We start from the raw sequence: 22,519 nt of genomic DNA, 5'->3' as shown, positions 1-22,519 counted from the left end.
TGACATGACCTGTGCCGTCATCGGAATCGGCCGCACCACTTACTCGAAGAACTCCGGTCGCACCACCCGCGGGATGGCTGTCGCCGCCTGCCGCGACGCCATCGACGACGCCGGGCTGACACCTGCCGACATCGACGGGATCTGCACCTTCATGGCCAACGACTCCGAACAGCCGATCTTCGTCGGGTGGGCGCTGGGCATCGAGGAATTGGCGTGGGCCAACGCCATGTTCGGCGGCGGGAATCTGGTGGCCGACCAGGTCGCGACCGCCGCCGCGGTGATCGAGGCCGGGATCTGCAAGGCCGTGCTGGTGTACCGCTCACTCAACGGCCGCTCCGGACATCGCTTCGGCCACATCGAGGGACCGATGCAGGTGCCCCACCATGACCAGTTCGACACCGCGTCGGGGTTCATGGTACCGCCGCAATGGTTTGCCATGTGGGCGCGCCGCCACCAACACGAATATGGCTCCACCTCAGAGGATCTGGGGCAGATCGCGATCACCCAGCGTAAGCACGCCGGGCCCAATGAGCACGCGCTACGCCGCGAGCCGCTGTCGATGGATGACTATTTGGCGGCGCGCTGGATCAACGAGCCGTTCCGGGTGCTGGACTGCACCTCCGAGGTCGACGGCGCGGTGGCCATCCTGATTGCGGGCGAGGACATCGCCCGCAACGCCAAGCAGGATCCGATGTGGCTCGTCGGCTCGTCCAACTCTCAAGGCGGTGCCGGTTGGACGGAGTGGAGCGATCCGACCGAAATGTATTCGCGCACAGCCGGTCCCAAGATCTGGGAGAAGACGGGGCTGAACCCGGCGGATATGGATCTGGCCTGCATGTACGACTGCTTCACCTACACGGTGATGGCCACCATGGAAGGGTTCGGATTTTGTGAGAAGGGCGAGGTCGGCAAGTTCTTCTCCACCGGCCGCGCGACCTACGGCGGTGACGTGGTGGTGAACCCCCACGGCGGCCTGTTGTCCGAAGGCTACATTCACGGCCTCAACCACCATTACGAAGCCGCACTGCAGTTGCGTCACGCGGCCGGTGTGCGCCAGGTCGACGGCGCCCAACTCGCTCTCGTCACTGCCGGCGGCGGCCCGTTCGGCGGCGCTAACGTCTACAGCAGGGAGAAGCCATGACATCACCCCCGGCCACCAATCCGCTACTGATGCCGCCGATCCCGGTACCCGACCCGGACTCGGCGCCGTACTGGGAAGGCCTCAAGGCCGGCAAGCTGATGCTGTGTCGCTGCGACGACACCGGCAAGTGGATCCACCCCCCGCTGGAACGCAGCCGATACACCGGCGGCCCGGTGCACTTTGAAGAAGTCAGCGGACGGGGCACCGTCTTCAGCTACATCGTGATACGCCAAGCGCTGGTGCCCGGTCGCATACCGCCCTACGTCGTCGGCCTCATCGAACTCGACGAACAGCCCGGCCTACGTATCAATGCGGTCATCGACGCCGACCCCGCCGACGTGCGGATCGGCCAACCAGTGCAGGCCCGCATCGTCGACCTCGGTGACAGTGGTTACCGCATACCCGAATTCACCATCCGGCTCGCGAACGACGGGACCACGCCAGCATGACCGACATGAGCACCGACGCCACCTTCGACGTCGACGATCTACCTTTCACCCGGGACAGAACACTGGCGTGGCAGCAGCTGCGCCAGCACGGCGAGGTCGTGCAAGGTCGCGAGCAGGTGGTGCTGACCAGCGCTGCGGCCGTCGAGTTCGTGGCGAAGCGACCCGAACTCTTTTCCTCGGCCCGGGCGTTCGACCGCCTCGGCAGCCCGGTCCCTTTGGTTCCGATCGCCATCGACCCCCCCGATCACACCCGGTTCCGACGGCTGTTGGACCCGTTTTTCAGTCCGCGAAAGATGGCCGAACGCGAACCCGAGCTGCGGCGGCAGGCGGGCGAATTGATCGATGCCATCAAGGAACGGGGGGAGTGTGAGTTTCTCGCCGACGTCGCCGTCCCGTTTCCTACCCAGGTCTTCCTGACACTGTTCGGGTTGCCGCTAGAAGACCGCGACCGCCTGGTGCACTGGAAGGACTCGATCCTGGAGTTCACCAACCCCGCCAGCGGCGAGCCGACCCCGGAGGTCTTGGCGCTCGCCCTCGAGCTCTACACCTACCTGAACGAGCACATTGCGGCGCGGCGCGCCAACCCCGCGGGTGACGACCTGCTCTCGCAGTTGACCGCGCTCGATGATGAGGGCGGGCTCACCGACCCGGAGATCCTCGGGCTGTGCTTCCTGTTCGTCCTTGCCGGCCTCGATACCGTGACGTCCGCTTTGGGGTTCTCCTTTGCGAGGCTGGCCGCGGACCCGGAACTGCGACATACACTCACCGCTGACTACTCCCTGATTCCGTACTTCATCGAGGAGCAGCTCCGAGTCGACAGCCCGGTTCCGTTCGCGCCGCGCGTTGCCACCGAGGACGTCGAAATAGCGGGGTGTCCCGTGGCCAAGGACACCACCATCCTGATCAGTCTGGGCGGCGCAAACCGCGACCCCCACCAATATCCAGACCCAGACACCGTGCATCTCGACAAGCAGCCACCCCATTTCGCGTTCAGCCGCGGCCCGCATCGTTGCCTGGGATCGCACCTGGCCCGCCTCGAATTGCGCCTGATCCTCGAGGAATGGCACAACCGCATCCCCGACTACGCGCTTCGCGAGGGCGCCCAGCCCACCGTGCCGTGGCCACACGCCACCATGGGCCTGGACGCCGTCCCGCTCGTCCTGCCAACCCACTGAATCGACACGACGGGCGGATGCGCTGCGTGAGCGAGTTGCCGACGATGCAGCCGACCGGATGGTTCCAGGTCGGCTGGAGCTCCGATCTCGCCGTCGGCGCGGTGAAGCCACTGCACTATTTCGGGACCGAGTTAGTCGCCTTCCGAGACTTGGACGGCGACGTCCACGTCCTCGACGCGCACTGTCAACACCTCGGGGCCAATCTGTCCGTCGGGGGCTGTGTGGTCGAGGACGGGATCCAGTGCCCGTTCCACGGCTGGGTCTGGGACGGCAACGGCCGCAACGTCCGCATCCCCTACGAGCAACGCCCCAACCGGGGACGACGGGTACGGGCCTGGCCGGTGTCAGAAATCAACGAATGCCTCTATCTCTGGCACGACGTGCAACGCCGCGATCCGCTCTGGCAGCTACCCCACGCGCTCGAAACCCTCGGCGAGCACGTCAGCAGTCGGTGCTACCGAGCGGTCGGCAGCCAGGAACGCGCCCTGTTTCCCGGAATCCACGTGCACCCGCAGACCGTCGCGGAGAACGGCGTCGACCCCCACCACTTCCAATTCGTCCACCGCACCCCGATCAGCCCCGTCGTGCTCACCGAGCACGTCACCGAAGAGACCTGGCACGCCAAGGTGGGGTTCGGCCGGCGATGGGTCAACGGCGACGACCGCCCCGGCGACACCCACAACACCATCGAGATCCGCTGGTCGGGAATCGGGGTCAGCTTCAACGGTGAGCACACCGCCGACGGTGTGCGGGTCATCGCGATCTGCACAACGCCCGTCGACGACGCCACGTCCGACATCTTCGCGACCTACTGGATCTCCGAGGGTGAGAACTACGACGAACGACTCCGGGTCGCCAAAATGGCGCTGCCCGACGACATCAAGATCTGGGATCACCAGCAGTACCTAGATAAACCGGGGCTCGCGCCGACCGAGGCCGCGGGCTTTCAACGGCTGCGCCACTGGGCGCGCGGCTTCTACCCGAAACCTGACGTCGTCACAGCCCCCCAATAGACCCGCAAGAAAAACCCGGATGCATTTCCCCTGCTGTTCTACTCACCCCGACAAAGGAGGCACCCGTGCCGCTACAGCCCTGGATGGAATTGATCTCCGTCGACGATCACCTGATCGAGCACCCGACGGTCTGGAGTGATCGACTGCCCACCAAATACTTGGAGGCGGGTCCCAAGATCATCGAATGGGAGCGTCCCGACACCAAGGCGATGTGTCAGGTCTGGGAGTACGAGGGCCGGATCTACCCCTACATCGGGCTGAACGCGGTTGCGGGTAAGAAGCCCGAGGAGTACGGCGTCGAGCCGGTGCGCTACGACGACATGATCCCGGGTTGCTATGACCCCAAGGCGCGGGTCGCCGACATGGACATCGACGGCGTGCAGGCGATGACCTGCTTCCCGTCATTTCCTCGGTTCGCGGGCGCGGTGTTCCACGAGGGCGAGGACAAAGAGTTAGCACGGCTGTGCTCGGCAGCGTGGAACGACTTTCACCTCGACGAGTGGGCCGCCACCGCGCCCGATCGGTTCGTCGCGGTTGCGATGTTGCCGTTCTGGGACGTCGAGGCCAGCGTCAAGGAGATCCACCGCGTCGCCGCTAAGGGCGCGAAATGCGTGACCTTCCCGGACCTGCCCGACAAGCTGGGATTGCCGTCAGTGCACTCCGATCACTGGGACCCGCTGCTCTCGGCGATGGAGGACACCGGCCTGGTGTTGGCTCAGCACTTCGGTTCCGGCGGGTTCCCGCCGCCGATTGCTCCGGATGCCCCTTTCGCCGTGTTCGTCACGCTGATGGGCACCATGTCGATGACCGCACTGACCGACTGGTTGTTCAGCCACACGCTGTACCGGCATCCCAAGTTGAAGATCGGCCTGAGCGAGGGCGGCGTCGGGTGGATCCCCTACATCCTGGAGCGCGCCGACAGCGTGTGGCGCAAGCACCGCTTCTACAACAACGTCAACCAAGACCATCCGCCGAGCTACCTGTGGAAGAAGCACTTTCATGGCTGCTTCATCGAGGACGACTTCGGCGTAGAGGTCCGCCACCACATCGGTGTCGACCAGATCACCTGGGAGTGTGACTACCCGCACTCGGATTCGTTCTGGCCGCAGAGCCGCGACCGGGCCGCGCAGGCCCTCAAGGACGTGCCCGACGACGAGGCCCACAAGATCGTCGAGCTCAATGCCCGTGAGTTCTACAACTTTCCGCGGGTGGCGTGACCCCCGCCGGCGACGACGTGGGGAGGGTTGAGCAGCTTCCTCGGTCGGACTGGACCGACCAGGATCTCCTCACCAAAGACGAGGCCCGCGAGCGCCTCGTCGAGGAGATCGAGCGCACCCACGCTCGGCTCGACGAAGTGAAGGCAAGCTCGGGCGATCCTGCCCAGATCGACGCCGAGATCACCCTGCTGGCCCGCCGCCTCAACGCGATGGAGTCAGTCCGCGCCGAATACAACGACTATCTCGACGGCTAGTCCGTCCCAACCCAAGGAGTCAGTAATGGTGAAGGTGCAGCAATTCGAAGGTGCCTCGGCGATCGTCAGCGGCGGCGCCGGCGGTCTGGGCGAGGCGACGGTTCGCCGGCTGCACGCCGACGGCTTAGGTGTGGTGATCGCTGATCTCGCCGCCGACAAGGGCAAGGCGCTAGCCGACGAGCTGGGCGGCCGGGCGCTGTTCGTGAGCACCGACGTGACCAGCGAGGACAGCATCCTCGGCGCGATTGAGGAGGCCAACCAGCTCGGTCAACTGCGTTATGCGGTCGTGGCACACGGCGGTTTCGGTGTGGCACAACGGATCGTGCAGCGCGACGGCAGCCCGGCGGATATGGCTGGTTTCACCAAGACGATCGACCTCTACCTCAACGGCACCTACAACGTGGCCCGGTTGGTGGCCGCCGCGATCGCCGCGGCCGAACCCCGGGAAAATGGTGAGCGGGGCGCGCTGGTGCTGACCGCGTCGATCGCGGGCTATGAGGGCCAGATCGGGCAGACCGCCTATGCCGCGGCCAAGGCCGGAGTCATCGGGTTGACCATCGCCGCGGCCCGCGATCTCAGTTCGGTGGGCATCCGGGTCAACACCATCGCACCGGGAACCATGAAGACGCCGATCATGGAATCGGTCGGCGAAGACGCCATCGCCAAGTTCACTGCGAACGTGCCATTCCCGAAGCGGCTCGGATCCCCCGCAGAATTCGCCGACGCGGCTACGTTCCTGCTGACCAACGGCTACGCCAACGGCGAGGTCTTGCGGCTCGACGGCGCGCAACGCTTCACCCCGAAATAACACGCAGGCGCCACACCCGACGATGCTTAATGAACCGAAGGGGGAAAGTGGGATCGAGCGATACCAGCTCCTCGGAGGTCACCAAGTGGGACCCTGAGCTGACCGAGCGGGTGATGGGCTGGATTCGGCCGATCATCAAGGGCTATCACCGTTCCCGGGTGCGCGGTCTGGAATCCTTTCCGCCTGGCGGGGCGCTGGTAGTGTCCAACCACTCGGGCGGGTTGTTCGCGCTGGATGTCCCGGTGTTCGCGACCGGCTTCTACGACAAGTTCGGCTACGACCGGCCCGTCTACACACTCAGTCACGACATCCTTATCACCGGCCCGGCCGGCGACATCTTGTCCAAGACAGGCTTCATCCGCGCCAATCACGACAACGCCGATGCGGCCCTGCGTGCCGGCGGGGTGGTCGTGGTATTCCCCGGCGGTGACTACGACGTCTACCGATCCACCCGGTCAGCCAACATCGTCGACTTCAATGGCCGAACTGGGTACGTCAAGGCGGCGCTCAACGCTGCAGTGCCGATCGTCCCCGCGGTATCCATCGGCGGGCAGGAGAACCAGCTCTATCTGTCGCGCGGTGAAGGGCTGGCCAAGTTGCTCGGGCTCGACAAGCTGCGGCTGAAGATTTTGCCCATCTCGTTCGGATTCCCCTTCGGACTGAGCATCCTGTTGCCGGTCAACGTGCCCCTGCCCACCAAGATCGTCACCCAGGTCCTCGAACCGATCGACATCCTCGCCCAGTTCGGCGCCGACCCCGACATCGACCAGGTCGACGCCCATGTCCGCCACGTCATGCAGCAGGCCCTGGACAGTCTGGCCGACGAGCGCCGCTTCCCGGTGCTGGGCTGAACGGCACCGGGCACCGGGCACTGTGGGCGCACTGCACTGACCCAGGCGGGCCGCAACAACCCCCCTTTTCGAGGCATGAGTGGCCGCCAGCCGGACCAGCCCACGGGCCCGTGACACCACCAGCTCACACGTCCGCGGAAGCCGCCAGCATCACGTGATGCGCGGGGAACGCAACTCCCCGCCCCACATGTAGTCAACGATCCGGCAGAGCGGTGCCACACGTGAGCTTTGCTCGACAGACCGCGGGTCGTTCTGAAAGGGCAAGTCCAGTGCCGGCAACCGGCGGACGCGGCCCCGACGGCCCCACCCTCCGATGACCGTCAGGGTCAGCGGGGCCGCTACTTCAATACCGCGGGCAGCGCCGCGAACTCCTGACGGATCAGATCGTCGAGAGCGCGACCCGGTGTCGACAACCATTGATCGAGGGCACGTTGGACCAGCAGCATCCCGACGGCCGCCAGCAAACGGCACTCGTCGTCGGGTGCCGGCAGATGCCGCCGTTGGGCGATCACCTTCGCCACTGTCGTGGCATTGGCCTCGTGATTACTGCGCTCCCGGCCCATCAGCACCAGCGACGAGGCGACCGCTTCGTGGTACTGCGCGATCCGCTTGCGAATGCGCTTAAGCCCCGGCGCAAGCAACGCGAACGAGCTTGCCAGCGCCTCGAAGTCGGATAGCTCCTCGGGCTGCGCGAGGTAGACCCCGCTGACGGCGTCGATGAAGTCGTACTCACCGAAAAACAGCACCGACTCCTTGCCGGGGAAGTACCGGTAGAAGGTCCGCGGCGAAACGCCCGCGCTCTCGGCGATCTGATCGGTGGTAGTCGCGTCGTACCCGTTGGCGCTGAACAGATTCAGGGCGGCCTCCAGCAGCGCATTCCGCGTCCGATCAGCATGCTCGTCACGCGGTGAACGATCGCCTCGCGCCATCCGCCCCTCCTCGACTGTCTCCGATGTCCCGACAGCGACAACCACGGCGTCGGCCCAGATTTGACACCCCCGCCGCGCAGAGGCTCCGACGCCAACTATGACAGTGTATTGCCAAAGTCCAATCAGGCTTGGGCTGGAACATGCAGGCAATTCTGCTCGCACCGCCAAGCCGGGCCAACGGTAACCGCGCGCCTCGGCAGACCTCCTTCGCTAGCCTCGGTCACGCAGCTTTCCGGCGGTCGTTCCTCAGCCCAAGAGGCGGCGAGCGACACTGAATGACGATCACCTGCAAGCGATCTCAGCAATGAGACCATCACGATGGACTTCGCCCAGTCGCCGATCTCGGCACAGCATCGACCGCGCCCGCGCTCGCGAAGCCCGCCGCCGCGCAGTCATCGTTGGGCGAGTCATCGAAGACGCGCCACCCGCTGACGTCCAGGCGGCGTTCGCCCAGGGTCGCCCCAAAGGACGACAAGCCACGCGCAGCGAGACACCAGAAAGACGCCAGGGGCCGATGCACAGCTATGAGGCAGCCCGACACCACGACGTCCACCCGGACGGCACAACGGTCCTGCGCGCCCGGGCCTCAATGGATCGAACCCCAGCTCGGCCACGGTTGACATTATTGTCAAAATCCCGCTGAAGCGCCTCTGAAGTGGCTAGATGTTGGCCGCACGAAAGGCTAGCGCCCGTCGCGACCCGCCATTTGACAAAAACGTCAACAACCGGGTTACGATGCCCGGGTGAGTGTGCTGACCGCAGCTTCGCCACGTGATGGGGGACTCGTGCCCCATCCACAGGCTGATCGCATTGCTAGTCGACTGACGCCGGCCGTCAGCACTCAACCGATGAACCGATGGACGCTATGACTGACGTGTTGAGCGGGATCCGTGTGGTCGAGCTGGCCGCGTGGACGTTCGTCCCGGCCGCCGGCGCGGTGCTTGCCGACTGGGGCGCCGACGTCATCAAGGTCGAGCATCCCGAGACAGGCGACCCGCAGCGCGGGCTCATCAGCTCAGGGATCGTCACCGGCGCGGGGGGAGTGAACCACTTCGTCGAGCAGCCCAACCGCGGCAAGCGCAGTGTCGGGTTGGATACCTCCACCGCCGAAGGCCTTGAACTGCTGATGAGGCTGATCGAGACCGCCGACGTCTTCATCACCAACCTGCTGCCCGACTCCCGACAGCGGATGGGCATCGACGTCGACCAGATCCGCGCCCGCAACCCCACCATCATCTACGCCCGCGGCCATGGTTACGGCACCAAGGGGGACCTGACCGCCCAGGGCGGTTTCGACCTGGCCGCGTACTGGGCGCGCGGCGGCATCGGCGATGCGTACGCCGACGGTACCGGCTGCTATCCGCCGATTCAGCGACCGGGCTTCGGTGACTCCTACGGAGGTCTGGCGCTCGCGGCCGGTATTGCCGCAGCCCTGGTGAAACGCGAACGCACCCGTGAGCCATCGGTCGTCGACGTCTCGCTGCTCAACGCCGCAATCTGGCAGCTGGGCCCCGACATCGTCGGCGCCGGCGTCACCGGACAGGACATCCCCAAGTTCAACCTCGACGAGATGCCCAACCCGGTGGCCAGCATCTACCGGACGCGCGACAACCGGTTCATCGCCTTCGTGCTGCTGCAGGCCGACCGATTCTGGTCGGACTTCTGCACCCGACTGGGCCGCACCGACCTGATCGACGACCAGCGCTTCGCCCATGCCACCGCGCGGTTCGGCAACCGCAAGCAGTGCATCGCCGAACTGCGGGAGAGCTTCGCGTCGGAGAACCTTGCGCACTGGGAGAAGGCGTTCGCCGGGTTCGATGGTGTGTGGGACGTCATGCGCACCGCCCACGAGGTGCACAGCGATCCGCAGGTGATCGCCAACGGGTACCTGCCTCGGGTCACCGACGCCAAGGCCAACGAGTTCGCCCTGGCGGCAAGCCCCGCCCAGTTCAACGAGATACCGCTGGACCTCACGTGCGCGCCGGCACACGGTGAGCACACCGACGCCGTGCTGGCCGAGCTGGGATTCAGCGAGGACGAGATCATCGACTTCAAGATCAACTCGGTGGTGCTGTGACATGCCGATCTCCGAGGATCTCGCCCGCCGCTTCCTGCACGTCAACCTCAACTGCGCCTCGGTGCAGGCCACCGAGAAGCTCTACGGCGGCGTACTCGGACTGACCACGCGGATGCGGACCGATCCCCAGGTGCCCGGCGACGGCAGCATCATGGGCCTGGATGGCCCCACCTACACCGAGACCGCGTTCCTCTACGACGGTCGCGGGGGCCGCCGCAGTTGCGCTTTGGAAGCCATCGAGTGGAGCACCCCACCGCTGCGGCGCGACACCAACACCGATCCGGTGCGACCCGGCATCCGCTCCACGCTGCTGTCGGTCACCGATCTCGCCGCTATCAGCACGGACCTACGCGCCGCCGGAGTACGGGTCTCCGATCCCATCGACGGGCTCATCTCGGGCACCGAGTCGGTGCTCGCCCTGGATCCCGACGGTGCGGTGATCGAGCTCACCCAGGCGCCCCCGGACGCCGACCCCCACCAGGGGGCGCTGTTCGGCGGCATCCGCATCGCAGCCATCGACGCCGCGGCGACCGTCGCCTTCCTCACCGAGATCGGGTTCGCCGTCATCGACGGACCCACGCGGGTCTCCGCCTCAGGCGAACAGCTCGCCCCCGGCGGCACCGCAGAACCCGTGGACTGCGTGGTGGCGCGGCTCGGCTTGCCTGAGGACGGCGCACAGTTCACCCTCACCGTGGTCGAGCATCCCGACACGGCCCGGCACCCGAGGGCCGACGGCGGCAACAGCCAGGGACTGTACCGCTGCGCGCTGCGGGTGGACAGCGTAGAAGGCGCACTGGCTTTGCTGCCGGATTGGATTGCCGTGCAAGGTGATCCGGTGTGGTGCCCGCTGCCCGGCACCAAGATCGACGGACTCTACATCGCCTTCTTGCGCTCGCCGGACGGGGTGTTGTTCGAATTCGTCGAACGCCCCCTGTCGTTCTTCGCACCGACACCGTCGCGGTGATGGCCGCGTGGACAGTACTGACACCGAGAGGATAGTGACCGTGAGCCAACAGGTTCCGCTGGCTGAAGGATTGTTCACCTGGCCGTCAGAGGATCCCGCTTTGATCGGCGGGCGATCCTCCGACGGACAGATCGTCTTCCCGTATCGCTCCCACCGCATTGTCGGTACCCGGCGCGAAGCGCTCGAGCCGGTGGAGCTGCCGCGGCGCGGCACGCTGTGGACGTTCACCACCCAGCAATTCCGGCCTCCGGCGCCGCCGTATGCCGGCGATGACGACGCGACGACGTTCACGCCGTTCGCGATCGGCTATGTCGAGCTGCCCGGAGCGTTGCGGGTGGAAACCCGGCTCACCGAGAGCGACCCCGAGAAGCTGAGAATCGGTCAGCCGATGGAGCTTCGGATCGTGCCGTTCGGCACGAACGCCGACGGCGATCAAACGATGATCTTCGCCTTCGCCCCGGCTGACGGTGACGACGCTGCAGAAGGAGACCACGATGGCCGCAAGTGACGTCGCAATCGTCGGGGTGGGTCTACACCCGTTCGGCCGCTATCCCGGCAAGTCGGCGCTGGAGATGGGCGAAGAGGCCGTGTACGACGCACTCGTCGATGCCGGGGTGGCGTGGACGGACATCCAGGCGCTCTACGCCGGCAGCATGGAGGTCAAGAACCCTGAGGCCATCACCGCGCTGCTCGGTATGACCGGCATACCCGCGCGGGCGGTATTCACCGGATGCGCCACCGGAGGCACGTCACTGGCCATGGCCGCCAACGCAATCCGCGTAGGAGACCACGACCTGACGATCGCGATCGGCCTCGACAAACATCCCCGCGGAGCGTTCTCCGATCACCCCTCGGTATCTGGGCTGCCGGATTGGTATGGCCAAGCGGGTCTGTTCTTGACCACCCACTTCTTCGGAATGAAGATCAACCGCTACATGCACGACTACGGGATCAGCCACGAAACCCTGGCACGGGTTGCGGCTAAGGCCTTCCGCAACGGCGCGGCCAACCCGACGGCCTGGCGGCGCAAACCGGTCGCTGAACAGGAGATCCTCGCATCGCCGATCCTGAACTATCCACTGCGCCAGTACATGTACTGCGGGCCCGACGAGGGTGCGGCGGCCGCAGTGCTGTGCCGCGCTGACCAAGCCCACAAGTACACCAAACAGCCCATCTACCTGCGGGCGTCCCAACTGTTCTCCCGGCGCGCGGGCGCGCTGGAAGTGCTGAGCCCGTCGATCTCACTCACACCGGCGCCCAGTCCGACGGTCTTCGCGGCCCGGGCTGCCTTCGAGGAAGCCGGGATCGGTCCCGAGGATGTCGACGTGATCCAGCTACAGGACACCGACGCCGGCTCCGAGGTCATCCATCTGGCCGAGAACGGCTTCTGCGCCGACGGTGATCAGGAAAAGCTGATCGCAGCGGGCGAGACCGAGATCAGTGGCCGCCTGCCCGTCAACACCGACGGCGGCCTGTTGGCCAACGGCGAACCCGTTGGCGCGTCGGGATTGCGGCAAATCTACGAACTCGTCACCCAGCTACGCGGACGTGCGGGCGCACGCCAAGTGGACGCACCGCGGGTCGGATATGCGCAGCTGTACGGCGCCCCCGGCACCGCCGCGGTCACCATCCTGTCGACCTGACCCACACACAACCATGGGAGTCCGAAAATGGCCGTAACCACCAGCCGCGCAGCCATCGTCGCCGCGGCGCGCACCCCGATCGGCACCGCCCGCAGGGGCACACTGGCCAACGTCGAGTCCAAGGACCTCGCCAAGCCGGTCGTGGCCGCGGCCATCGATCGATCCGGTATGGACGCCACCGACTTCGAGGACCTGATCCTGGCCGAGGTCATGCAGGGCGGCGGTGACATCGCCCGCTACGTCGCGGTCGATCTCGGATTGACCCAACTGCCGGGGCTCGCGCTGAACCGCCAATGCGCCTCGAGCCTCACCGCAATCGCGGTCGCCGCCGGGCAGATCGCCGCAGGAATGGGTCGGGCGATCCTGGCCGGCGGAGCCGAATCAGCCTCGACGGCGCCGATGTCGCGCAAGCGCAAGCCGTTCACCACCGGCAAGGACCCCGACGACTGGGTCGGCCCGTGGTTCTCCCTCTCCCACCCACCGACCCCGGACGCGCCGGCAATGGACATGTCGATCACGGTGGCCCACAACTGCGCGGTCCAATACGGAATCTCACGGGAAGCGCAAGACCAGTGGGCACTGCGCTCCCACCAGCGGGCCATCGCCGCCATCGACGCAGGGGCCTTCGTCGAGGAGATCATCCCGGTCGAGGTCCCGCAGGCCGACGGCAGCACCACGACCTTCGCCCAAGACGAGCACCCCCGTCGTGGCAGCACCCTGGAGACGCTGTCGAGTCTCAAAGTGCTCCACCCCGAGATCGAGGGCTTCACCGTGACCGCCGGCAACTCCTCGGGCATCAACGACGCGGCCGCCGTCGTGGCACTGGTCGCGCCGACGACACGCAACGACGTCCTGGCCAACGTGCTGTCCTGGAACGCGGTCGGGGTGGCGCCCAACCGCACCGGGAGCGCGCCCATCACGGCGATCCCCAAGGCGCTGGAACTGGCCGGGCGAAAGATCGAGGACGTCGCACTGTTCGAGATCAACGAGGCATTCGCCGCCCAAGCCGTGGCCTGCGCCCGCGAACTGGGTCTAGATGAAGACATCGTCAACGTCTACGGCTCGGGCATCAGTCTGGGCCACCCAATCGCCGCGACCGGGGCCCGCATGGTCACCTCGGCGATCTATGAGTTGCGCCGCCGCGGCGGCGGCATCGGCGTCCTGTCCATGTGCGCCGGCGGCGGAATGGGTGCAGCCATGGTGATCGAGGTGGCCTGACGGCAATCAATGCCCCGCACACAAATCCGACAAGAACGTCCATGACCACCATCGGCAGGCAGACACTCCCATGTCGGGCGGCGCCGCGGTGACCCTGACCCATGGGCGCGGCGACTTCGCCGCGACGCTGCGCACAGAGTTACACGCGTTAGCCCCGTCACGACCGCCTGGCGCTGGTTTCACGGTCGCGGTCGGCGATGGTGTCGGCCAGCTGCGCACACTCGACGACGGCACCGCTTTCGGTGCCGCGCTGAGCGCGGCGGCACGCGACATCGGTGCAATGCGGTTGGTGCTCAGTTGGCTGACCGCGCCCTTGGACGGCCTCGAGCCGGATGCATTCGCCGAGGTGGTGGCGTTGATGCCCGGTTGGGGAATGCGGGCCGTGCTGCGCAGCCCGTCAGCACGATTCCTGCCCACCAGCCTCGCCGCGCAGCCGGCGCTGCTGCTCGGGCCGTTGCGGCCCGACGTGTTGATCACCCGGCTGGTGCAGCGCGGCGACCAGCTCCTGTTCAGCACCGAGGTGTCCTGGCAGCGAGAGCTCATCGACGCGGGCATCCCGGTGCTGGCCGTCATCGACAGCACCGCCCCGGCCGCGAGCGCCGAGTCACCGCTGAATCCCCATCAGGTGCGCATCATCGGACGCAGTTGCGATGGCCCGTATCAGTTCCCGCAGAAGCAACCCGAAGCGGTGCACCACGCGCTCGCCGATGAGGTGCTCAGATTCGTGCCCGCGGGAGCCCGGCTACAGTACGGGCCGGGCCAGCTGGGCACCGCGCTGCTCCAGCGCGCACAAGTTCCGCTACGCCTGGACACCGGACTGCTCACCGACGCCGTGGTCGATCTCGACCGGCGTGGCCTGCTTGTCGGTGAACCCTCGGCCACCTATCTGCTGGGCAGCGACGTCCTCTACGACTGGGCCGATGGCCGCGCCATCCTGCGGGGCGTCGCGCACACCCACGACCTCACCCGCCTCAGCCAGGGCGAGCCTCTCATCACGGTCAACACCGCCATCGAAATCGACCCCACGGGACAGGTCAACGTCGAAGGGGTCGCCGACAAGGTCGTCGGCGGCATCGGCGGGCACCCCGACTACTGCCGGGCCGGCCGACTGAGCCGCGGCGGTCTATCCATCATCGCCGTCGGGTCCACCTTCAACGGGCGCTCACCGCTGGTGGATCAGTTGAGCCGGCCAGCGTCGACCCCGGCATTCGACGTCGACATCATCGTGACCGAAAACGGTTGCGTTGATGTGCGTTTAGCGGACTGGGCGCAGCGCCGCACCCTGATCACCGAGCTGTTCACGCGCTAGCAGGTTCCGGGCGCCGCGGCGGGACCCGACCATCGGTACGCGAGAGCGCGTGCCCAACAGAGGAGAGAAGCACCGATGAAGGTGATCGCGTCCGTCGACGATGCACTGCGACTGGTGGGCCACGAGCTCGGAGTGAGCAACTGGAAGGAGATCGATCAGGCGCGCATCGACGCCTTCGCCGACGTCACCGAAGACCACCAGTGGATACACGTCGATGCCGACCGCGCAGCGTCCGACAGCCCTTACGGCGCCACGGTTGCACATGGCTTCCTGTTGCTGTCGCTGATCCCGAAGATGAGCAAGGACAACTACGTCGTCGAGAACGCGAAGATGGGCGTCAACTATGGGCTCAACAAAGTGCGCTTTGTCGCCGCGGTCACCGCGGACAGTCGGATCCGCGTTCGCTCCGAATTGATCGACGCCGCCAACGCGGCCGACAACGTCGTGAACCTGACCGTGCGCCACACCATCGAGATCGACGGATCGGACAAACCGGCCGCAGTCGTCGACCTGATCGCACGGTATGTGTTCTGAGCGAACTCGGCGTTGCGGTCGGACCGCAACAGGCCGCTTTGCGTAACAGCACTGCCCCCGAGGAGTCGTCGCCTATTGAGCGAGGAGCGGTTTGAGTTTGGTGGCGATCAGTCGGATGTGATCGGCCACCAACTGCTCTGGCATTCCCGCGATGGATGACCACAGGAAGATCTCCTCGACAGGTGCGTCGTCGACATAAGCGCGCACTGACGCGGCGACAACCTCGGGGGTGTTGTGGACGAACGCCCCGAGCACCCTGCCCAAGTCGGATTCGCTGCGGATACGGTCGGGGTCAACCGGACGGGGCAGCGGCGCGTCGGTGCCCTCGACCATGTACCGCCGGTAGGAGTCGAGCTGGTACCGCAGATGTTCGCTCACCACGGGCCAGTCGGCATCGGGGTCCTCGGTCACCCAACCCGAGAAGGCGCCCTTCATGCGGCCCACCGACGGATCGTGACCACCCGCGACGAGCCCCTCTCGGTAGTGCGGCCACAGAGCGCCGTTCGCGCTCAGCAGACCGGCACCGAGTTTCCCGGCCCTTCTGGCCCCTTTCGGCCCCTGGTAGCCCAGATAGATCGGGATCTGACCGTGGACCGGTGCAGGCACATGCCGGGCATCAGAGAAGATCTCCCGCAACTCCGTGACCCGACGGTCAGTCGTGGTGTAGCGCCGGGAGATGTCCGCCCCGAACAGTTCGAACTCTGGACGGCGGTACCCCGCACCGAGACCGAGGTCGACCCGTCCGCCGGTGATCACGTCGACGATGGTCGCCTCCTCGGCGATCTGAATCGCCGAGCGCAACGGTGCAAGCAGAACGGCGGTGCCGAGCCGAACCTTCCGGGTGACGGCACCCATCGCCGCCAACATCGTCAACGGCTGTGTGAGGTAGCCGTCTTCGAATAAGTGATGCTCACTGGTCCACACCGAGTCGATGCCGAGGTGCTCGGCCTCTTGGCACATCTCCAATGTGAACCCGTAGAGCCGATTCCAGTCCTGGCGCCATGCGGGCGGGTTGCGCATGTCGAAGTACACGCCGACCTTCATCGCCGAATCCGCGGTGTCAGCGCTTGTCGCTGGACAGGATGGTGACCGCGGACACCGCGGTCGGTCCGCCGATGTTGTGCGCCAACCCCACTCGTGCCCCGTCGACCTGGTTTTCGGCTTCGCCACGTAACTGGTTGAACAGTTCGTAGCACTGCGCCACACCGGTCGCGCCCGGCGGGTGCCCCTTGGCTTTCAACCCGCCGCTGGGGTTGATCGGGATGGAGCCTCCCACGTAATGTTCGCGGCCCTCGACCAGTTTGTAGGCCTCGAATCGGCTGGCGAAACCCAGGTCTTCGTAGCTGATCAGCTCGACGCCGGTGAAGCAGTCGTGCACTTCGGCGACGTCGATATCGCAGGGCGTCAGTCCGGCCATGTTCATCGCGGCCTTGGCGGCGCGCACAGTCGGCGGGAAACTCGTCATATCCGACTTGTGCTGATGCATCACACGGTCCATGCCCACCCCCACTCCGCGCACCCACACCGGGCGATCGGTGTAACGGTCAACGACGTCCTCGGCGGCCAGGATCAGCGCGGCGGCACCGTCACTTTGCGGCGTACAGTCATACAGTCCGAACGGGTCAGCAATGATTGGCGCGGCCAGTGCCTGCTCGACAGTGATCTCAAAGCGCAGTTGGGCTTTGGGGTTCTTCAGGGCGTGGAAGTGGTTCTTCACCGCGACCATCGCCATGTGCTCCTTGGTGGCCGGCGACTCGTGCAGGTAACGGGTGACGTGCAACGCGAAGTTGGCCGGGGCGACCAGCCCCAAAGGATAGTCCCAGGCGGTGTCGCGGGTCAGCCCGGCCCACTCCCAGAATGTGGCGTTGGTCGCGGTCTCGCGGACCTTGTCTGCACCCACCACGAGCACCACGTCGTAGGCGCCGGACGCAATCGCCAGCACGCCGTTGCGGACGGCGTCATTGCCAGTGGCGCAGGCATTTTCGACCCGGGTTACCGGAATACCGGTGAGGTCGAGGGTATCGGCCAGGATGCCGGCCGGGAAGCCGTCCGTCGTGGTCAACTCGCCGAACCAGGCGGCCTGCAATTCGGATTTGGCGATGCCCTTGTCGACGTTGGCGACGCACTCGGCGTAGGCCATCGGGATGAGATCTTTGATCCCGAGGTCGAAATGCTCTGCAAATGCGGTCATTCCGGCCCCAACGACGGCGACGTTTCTCATGCCACTGCTCCTCGTGAATCGCGGCCGGGCCAGAACGCGTAGCCGTAGTCGGGAATTCCGGCGCGGGTAGCGAGCCGGCGGAGCACCACCGAGCCGGGCTGACCGATAGCGGCTTCTCCAGCCGGAACTCCGGTTACTTTGAGCAGCACCCGTACCGGGCTGTCGTCGAGTTGGACAACAGCCAGCGAATAAGGGCCGGGCAGATCGGGTACCGGGATCCGCACTGTGGTGTGGGTGTAGACGGTGCCGGTGCGCGGCAGCGGCTCGAGCCGGTAATCGGCGGCGAGCACACCGTTGTCGTCGACACGGGTACGTGGCGGGAACTGCGGTGCGGAGTCGATACCGGGCCGCTCCTCGAATACAGCGGCCTCCCACCGCAGCTTCGGATCGAACGCGCGCGCATAAGCAGGAAGCGAGATCGGGATGCCGATGCCCTCGGCCGTCCTGAAGGGAGGCAGATCGCGAGCGGTCACCTCATCGCGGGTGATCGCCGGCGGTTGTGCGCGCAACTCCAGTTGCGCGGCGGTCACGCTGGACTGCTCGACAGCCAGCACCAACCCTGCTGTGCCCTTCTCGATGGCTGCGGCCAAGACGCGGATCAGTGCGGCCGCCGAGACAGTCGCGTCTTCGGCCGCGGCGCCCGCATCGAAACGACCCCCGAGTTGGCCTGCCGCGACTCCCGCGACCGCGGCCACGGACTGTGTCCCGTCGAGTCCCAGCAAGGCCACCGTCGACTTCACACCGACTTCGCGCTGCAACCGCGGATCGGCGTACACGTGCCGCGCCCCGTCTGGCCCGCGCGCGATCGTCGGCAGGCTGCGGGTCTGTCGAGCGACTGCATTCACCGCCGCACCGGAACCGTCGACTCCGGTCAGTACCGCGGCGGCGGAGGCGACGCCATCGGTGTCATCGGCGGCGATGACGAGAGTGCCGGCGGGGGCAGACGTTATTTGGTCGAGCACCACCGGCGCACCTCCGAGAACCTCGGTCACCGCAGCGTCGGCGGACAGCGAAAGGCCGGCGAGAAGCACAGCACCGTTGCCACCCTCCAGCAGTGGAAAGTCACGCGAGACGAGAACGACGCGCTGCGCAGAGGCCGCCGGATCGGCCGCGCGACCGGCGGCAACCGCCATGGTCAGCGCATCCTCGTCAGGTCCCTTGACCCGACGAGCGCGGTTACCCACGCCAGTCGTCCAGGGCGGAAGGTAAGTGCCAATCGACACAACATCAGTCACGGTCGTCTACCACGCGCTCGGTGGGGCAAGCGCACAAACTCCGAACGGCGCTGCTCTGCCAGGAATAACTCACCCGCTCATAATAAGGTATATAGTTATACATTTACCTGTGAATTGTGCCACTTGCGAGCTGCGATCGTCGCTGGCGATCAGAGGCGGCTGGTGAGAATCGAGGCGAGCTCAGGTCATGCTGGTCGAGCATCGTGACGGCCTCGGCTGCTGTCACGACTTTGCCGCTTGTGTGGATTTGTCGCGGCTCCACAGACAGTGTCTTAACCAATTTGGCCTTGACCGCCAATGGTTTCGGTAGACCAATAGTCCCTTCGTCCGCGAGATGCCGAACGAGGTTGCCAGGCTTCAGAAAGTCTCCGTCAGCCAGAGTGAGGTGGCCTACGCCCGCGCGGATCAGCATGTCAGCGAGGAGGAACCGACTGCCCTCACCGTCCAAAAGTGGTTGAAGGGCGGTGGCGCCGACCACGTCCTGCGCCTGATCGAAACGGCAAAATGGATCGAAGCTTGACCACCTGTCAACGTCATCACCATCCGCCCATCCCTGCTGCGACGCCAAACGATTGGTAAGTAATGGATGGCGACTCGCAGAACCTGGCAACGCATCACCAAGTACCTTGCCATGGTTGATGAAGGCAACCGCTGCACGTTAGACCCGATAGTCGCCGAACTCATCAACGACTGCCGGGCGTAGGCCGGACCTCGCTCGACATAAAGTCGGGATTATCGGCGGGCCCAGCGCTCCGCCAGTCGTATCTGATTGATGCTGGCCCTGAGCCGACATACTCACCAGTATCGGCAGTTGATTAGGGTCCGATCGTACGGCCGACAGGCGCAGGCGCTTCGTCGGGCGCCTTCTCACGGTTGACTGGGGTCGAACTGGCACTCGCTTGGTAGCGGTCAGTCAGTCCAGACAGCCGCGGCTCGCCAGTTCCGCCCGCGCGCGGTCCGGCGAAACGGAGTAAAAGGCCACGATCAGCTCAACCGCGTCGTGCTGGCCGTACTTCCTGACCATGTTGCACGGGCTGGGATCCTTATCTATCGTCATCGGGTCTGCGTGCGCCACCGGCGCGGAGAGCCCGAGCTCGATCCCGGCCAGCAGTGTTGCCCCCAGCAGCCTCGCGCGCATCACTTCACCCATTCTCTTCCTCCTTTGTGCGTCAGAGCGCTTGGTTGCATTGCACGCACGCCGCGTTACATCTTTTTGCCGGGGCAGTAGTTCTTACCCGCCGCGCTGATGAGTTGCGTTGCGGCCTCCACGTCGATCAGTGAGACCGATGGGCCGGAAACGTCGGGGTCGATGAACTTGCGGATGATGTCGGTCATCATGGCTGAGTCCGACTCTGTCGTACCAATATTCGCGCAAACCTGGTGAGCTTCGGCGACCGCAGCGGCGTGATCGAAACTCCTGCCAGCCCATTGGTTCGGCGTCGACGATGAACTTACTAAGTCTCGCAGGAAGGCGTCATCTGTGCTGTCTGCGTGGGCTGGGACCATAGCTGTGAACGGGACAATGACCGCGACCGCCATGGCCGCAATTGTTGCGTTCATTTCTTACCAGCGAGTGCTGGTAAGAACAAATTCCGGGCAATAAGCGACCGCCGCGCGGGACACAAAACAGCAGTGACGCCGATCTGCGTGGGTTGCGCCTTCTGAACTCCACGATCGTGCGGTCCTTCGGATTCGCCACAAAGGTGAGAAAAACGGCTCCGCCATCCTGTTGGGCATTCGCAGACCAGCAGGTAGGGCGCGCACCACCCGCCACGCAGCGTGAGAACCTACAGCGCCGCGCACCGACCTCGGCAGTTCGACTTGTAAAGACCACGAGATCACTCCAAGGAATGACCCGGATACCCTCCATCGGGTCTATGGCATCGCGCCGTAGGTTACTAGGATGTCCTAGTAACCAATGCTCTGTATCTATGTCCGAGGACACTCATGACCACCCAGATTCCGCATTTCATCGACGGCCGCCGCAGCAATCTCTCGTCGATCCGGACTGCTGATGTGTTCGATCCCAACACGGGCGAGGTGCAGGCACAGGTCCTGCTCGCGTCCGCGGCTGATGTCGACACCGCGGTCGCCTCGGCGAAGAAAGCGCAAAAGGAGTGGGCGGCGTTCAATCCCCAACGCCGGGCGCGGGTGATGATGCGGTTTGTCGAGTCGATCTACGAGCATATGGATGAGTTGGCCGAACTGCTGTCACGCGAGCACGGTAAGACGGTGCCGGATGCGCGGGGCGATATTCAGCGTGGTGTCGAGGTGATCGAGTTCGCGATCGGCATCCCGCACCTGCTCAAGGGCGAGTTCACCGAAGGCGCCGGCACCGGTATCGACGTCTACTCCATTCGTCAGCCGCTGGGCGTGGTCGCGGGTATCACCCCGTTCAACTTCCCGGCGATGATCCCGCTGTGGAAGGCCGGGCCCGCGCTGGCATGCGGAAATGCCTTCATTCTCAAGCCTTCTGAGCGTGACCCGTCGGTTCCGGTGCGCCTTGCCGAGCTCTTCGCAGAGGCGGGCTTGCCGCCGGGGGTGTTCCAGGTGGTCCAGGGCGACAAGGAAGCCGTCGACGCGATCCTGCACCACCCGGACATCGAGGCCGTCGGATTCGTCGGCAGCTCCGACATCGCGCAGTACATCTACTCCACCGCCGCCGCCAACGGTAAGCGCTCACAGTGCTTCGGTGGTGCGAAGAACCACATGATCGTCCTTCCGGACGCCGATCTCGACCAGGCCGTCGACGCGCTGATCGGCGCCGGCTATGGCAGCGCCGGTGAGCGGTGTATGGCGATCAGCGTCGCGGTGCCGGTGGGTGAGGAGACGGCGAACCGGTTGCGCAACAGGCTCGTTGAGCGCATCAACCAACTCCGCGTCGGGCACAGCCTCGATCCGAAGGCCGACTACGGCCCGCTGGTGACCATCGCTGCACTGGCTCGGGTGCGTGACTACATCGACCAGGGCGTCGAGGCGGGCGCCGATCTGGTGGTCGACGGTCGCGAGCGCACCACCGACGAGTTTGCGTATGGTGACGCCAACCTGCACGGCGGCTTTTTCATCGGTCCGACGCTGTTCGACCATGTCACCCCCGACATGTCGATCTACACCGATGAGATCTTCGGCCCGGTGTTGTGCATCGTGCGCGCGCACGACTACGAAGACGCTTTGCGGTTGCCGTCGGAGCACGAATACGGCAACGGGGTGGCGATCTTCACCCGCGACGGCGACGCCGCCCGCGACTTCGTGTCCCGGGTTCAGGTCGGCATGGTCGGGGTCAACGTGCCGATCCCGGTGCCGGTGGCCTACCACAGCTTCGGCGGCTGGAAGCGTTCCGGCTTCGGTGATCTCAACCAGCACGGCCCGGCGTCGATTCAGTTCTACACCAAGGTCAAGACCGTCACCCAGCGCTGGCCCTCGGGCATCAAAGACGGTGCCGAATTCTCGATCCCGACCATGAAGTAGTCGAGAAAGATGC

General features: G+C 65.5%; 24 protein-coding genes. 17 read left to right on the top strand and 7 right to left on the bottom strand.

Translation table 11 applies throughout. The features are described from left to right. Positions 1–4: 4 nt before the first annotated feature. The 8 genes from B8W69_RS04115 to B8W69_RS04080 all read left to right on the top strand — a co-directional run bounded on the left by B8W69_RS04115 (position 5) and on the right by B8W69_RS04080 (position 6,908). The gene (locus tag B8W69_RS04115; protein ID WP_085288698.1) at positions 5–1,141 is read left to right on the top strand and encodes a thiolase C-terminal domain-containing protein; all 1,137 of its coding nucleotides are present in this window, start codon (positions 5–7) and stop codon (positions 1,139–1,141) included. Further along, complete coding sequence (locus tag B8W69_RS04110; RefSeq protein ID WP_085288697.1) at positions 1,138–1,590, top strand: Zn-ribbon domain-containing OB-fold protein; 453 nt, start codon at positions 1,138–1,140, stop codon at positions 1,588–1,590. The genes B8W69_RS04115 and B8W69_RS04110 overlap by 4 nt, the downstream gene beginning before the upstream one ends. Next, positions 1,587–2,765, top strand: a complete 1,179-nt coding sequence (locus B8W69_RS04105) for a cytochrome P450 (protein ID WP_085288696.1) — start codon at positions 1,587–1,589, stop codon at positions 2,763–2,765. The genes B8W69_RS04110 and B8W69_RS04105 overlap by 4 nt, the downstream gene beginning before the upstream one ends. Positions 2,766–2,791: 26 nt before the next feature. Beyond that, a complete protein-coding gene (locus B8W69_RS04100; protein WP_245843101.1) occupies positions 2,792–3,778 on the top strand; it encodes a Rieske 2Fe-2S domain-containing protein in 987 nt (328 codons plus the stop codon). A 65-nt stretch (positions 3,779–3,843) separates the two neighbouring features. Further along, positions 3,844–4,995 carry an amidohydrolase family protein gene (locus B8W69_RS04095; RefSeq protein ID WP_220084542.1) on the top strand — a complete coding sequence of 384 codons (1,152 nt, stop codon included), beginning with the start codon at positions 3,844–3,846 and terminating at the stop codon, positions 4,993–4,995. After that, complete coding sequence (locus B8W69_RS04090; RefSeq protein WP_085288693.1) at positions 4,992–5,249, top strand: hypothetical protein; 258 nt, start codon at positions 4,992–4,994, stop codon at positions 5,247–5,249. The genes B8W69_RS04095 and B8W69_RS04090 overlap by 4 nt, the downstream gene beginning before the upstream one ends. Positions 5,250–5,274: 25 nt before the next feature. Beyond that, a complete protein-coding gene (locus B8W69_RS04085; RefSeq protein WP_439330583.1) occupies positions 5,275–6,057 on the top strand; it encodes an SDR family oxidoreductase in 783 nt (260 codons plus the stop codon). 113 nt (positions 6,058–6,170) lie between these two features. Then, entirely contained in the window at positions 6,171–6,908 is a 738-nt protein-coding gene (locus B8W69_RS04080; RefSeq protein WP_439330587.1) for a 1-acyl-sn-glycerol-3-phosphate acyltransferase, read from the top strand. 338 nt (positions 6,909–7,246) lie between these two features. Here B8W69_RS04080 and B8W69_RS04075 read toward each other — a convergent pair whose 3' ends face one another. Next, positions 7,247–7,837, bottom strand: a complete 591-nt coding sequence (locus tag B8W69_RS04075) for a TetR family transcriptional regulator (protein ID WP_062886633.1) — start codon at positions 7,835–7,837, stop codon at positions 7,247–7,249. An 865-nt stretch (positions 7,838–8,702) separates the two neighbouring features. Here B8W69_RS04075 and B8W69_RS04070 point away from each other — a divergent pair. From B8W69_RS04070 to B8W69_RS04040, 7 genes are all read left to right on the top strand, one after another. Continuing rightward, positions 8,703–9,914, top strand: coding sequence for a CaiB/BaiF CoA transferase family protein (locus B8W69_RS04070; RefSeq protein WP_085288806.1), 1,212 nt, complete (start codon positions 8,703–8,705; stop codon positions 9,912–9,914). 1 nt (position 9,915) lies between these two features. Then, positions 9,916–10,878, top strand: a complete 963-nt coding sequence (locus tag B8W69_RS04065) for a VOC family protein (protein WP_085288691.1) — start codon at positions 9,916–9,918, stop codon at positions 10,876–10,878. Positions 10,879–10,918: 40 nt separating this feature from the next. Then, positions 10,919–11,386, top strand: coding sequence for a Zn-ribbon domain-containing OB-fold protein (locus B8W69_RS04060; RefSeq protein ID WP_085288805.1), 468 nt, complete (start codon positions 10,919–10,921; stop codon positions 11,384–11,386). Then, on the top strand, positions 11,373–12,521 hold the full coding sequence (locus tag B8W69_RS04055) for a thiolase family protein (protein ID WP_062886642.1): 1,149 nt from the start codon (positions 11,373–11,375) through the stop codon (positions 12,519–12,521). Before B8W69_RS04060 ends, B8W69_RS04055 begins: the two co-directional genes overlap by 14 nt. 27 nt (positions 12,522–12,548) lie before the next feature. Then, positions 12,549–13,739, top strand: a complete 1,191-nt coding sequence (locus tag B8W69_RS04050) for a thiolase family protein (protein WP_085288690.1) — start codon at positions 12,549–12,551, stop codon at positions 13,737–13,739. Positions 13,740–13,809: 70 nt separating this feature from the next. Beyond that, complete coding sequence (locus tag B8W69_RS04045) at positions 13,810–15,048, top strand: acetyl-CoA hydrolase/transferase C-terminal domain-containing protein (RefSeq protein WP_085288689.1); 1,239 nt, start codon at positions 13,810–13,812, stop codon at positions 15,046–15,048. A 75-nt stretch (positions 15,049–15,123) separates the two neighbouring features. Next, entirely contained in the window at positions 15,124–15,582 is a 459-nt protein-coding gene (locus tag B8W69_RS04040; protein WP_062895291.1) for a MaoC family dehydratase, read from the top strand. Between the two features lie 72 nt (positions 15,583–15,654). Here B8W69_RS04040 and B8W69_RS04035 read toward each other — a convergent pair whose 3' ends face one another. From B8W69_RS04035 to B8W69_RS32090, 4 genes are all read right to left on the bottom strand, one after another. Beyond that, positions 15,655–16,626 carry an LLM class flavin-dependent oxidoreductase gene (locus B8W69_RS04035; protein WP_085288688.1) on the bottom strand — a complete coding sequence of 324 codons (972 nt, stop codon included), beginning with the start codon at positions 16,624–16,626 and terminating at the stop codon, positions 15,655–15,657. Positions 16,627–16,642: 16 nt separating this feature from the next. Then, positions 16,643–17,803 (bottom strand): thiolase C-terminal domain-containing protein, encoded by a 1,161-nt coding sequence (locus tag B8W69_RS04030; protein ID WP_085288687.1) that lies wholly within the window; start codon positions 17,801–17,803, stop codon positions 16,643–16,645. Continuing rightward, positions 17,800–19,038: a Zn-ribbon domain-containing OB-fold protein gene (locus tag B8W69_RS04025; RefSeq protein WP_085288686.1), complete on the bottom strand. Its 1,239-nt coding sequence runs from the start codon at positions 19,036–19,038 to the stop codon at positions 17,800–17,802. The genes B8W69_RS04030 and B8W69_RS04025 overlap by 4 nt, the downstream gene beginning before the upstream one ends. Positions 19,039–19,141: 103 nt before the next feature. After that, the gene (locus B8W69_RS32090; RefSeq protein WP_369332966.1) at positions 19,142–19,450 is read right to left on the bottom strand and encodes a ThiF family adenylyltransferase; all 309 of its coding nucleotides are present in this window, start codon (positions 19,448–19,450) and stop codon (positions 19,142–19,144) included. Between B8W69_RS32090 and B8W69_RS31040 the strand changes: the two genes are divergently transcribed. After that, the gene (locus B8W69_RS31040) at positions 19,373–19,558 is read left to right on the top strand and encodes a hypothetical protein (protein ID WP_220084541.1); all 186 of its coding nucleotides are present in this window, start codon (positions 19,373–19,375) and stop codon (positions 19,556–19,558) included. The two genes, B8W69_RS32090 and B8W69_RS31040, sit on opposite strands and share 78 nt — an antisense overlap. A gap of 393 nt (positions 19,559–19,951) precedes the next feature. Here the strand turns inward: B8W69_RS31040 and B8W69_RS04015 are convergent, their stop codons facing one another. Then, positions 19,952–20,188 carry a hypothetical protein gene (locus B8W69_RS04015; RefSeq protein WP_085288684.1) on the bottom strand — a complete coding sequence of 79 codons (237 nt, stop codon included), beginning with the start codon at positions 20,186–20,188 and terminating at the stop codon, positions 19,952–19,954. A gap of 53 nt (positions 20,189–20,241) precedes the next feature. Beyond that, the gene (locus B8W69_RS04010; protein ID WP_245843120.1) at positions 20,242–20,544 is read right to left on the bottom strand and encodes a DUF732 domain-containing protein; all 303 of its coding nucleotides are present in this window, start codon (positions 20,542–20,544) and stop codon (positions 20,242–20,244) included. Between the two features lie 441 nt (positions 20,545–20,985). Here B8W69_RS04010 and B8W69_RS04005 point away from each other — a divergent pair, with 441 nt between their 5' ends. Beyond that, positions 20,986–22,506, top strand: a complete 1,521-nt coding sequence (locus tag B8W69_RS04005; RefSeq protein ID WP_085288682.1) for a CoA-acylating methylmalonate-semialdehyde dehydrogenase — start codon at positions 20,986–20,988, stop codon at positions 22,504–22,506. Positions 22,507–22,519 lie beyond the last annotated feature (13 nt).

The sequence above is a fragment of the Mycolicibacterium vulneris genome (assembly GCF_002104765.1).
In the GTDB taxonomy this organism is placed as follows: Bacteria; Actinomycetota; Actinomycetes; order Mycobacteriales; family Mycobacteriaceae; genus Mycobacterium; species Mycobacterium vulneris.
Note: the sequence above shows the minus strand (reverse complement) of the source record. Positions and strands in the feature narration are given on the sequence as shown.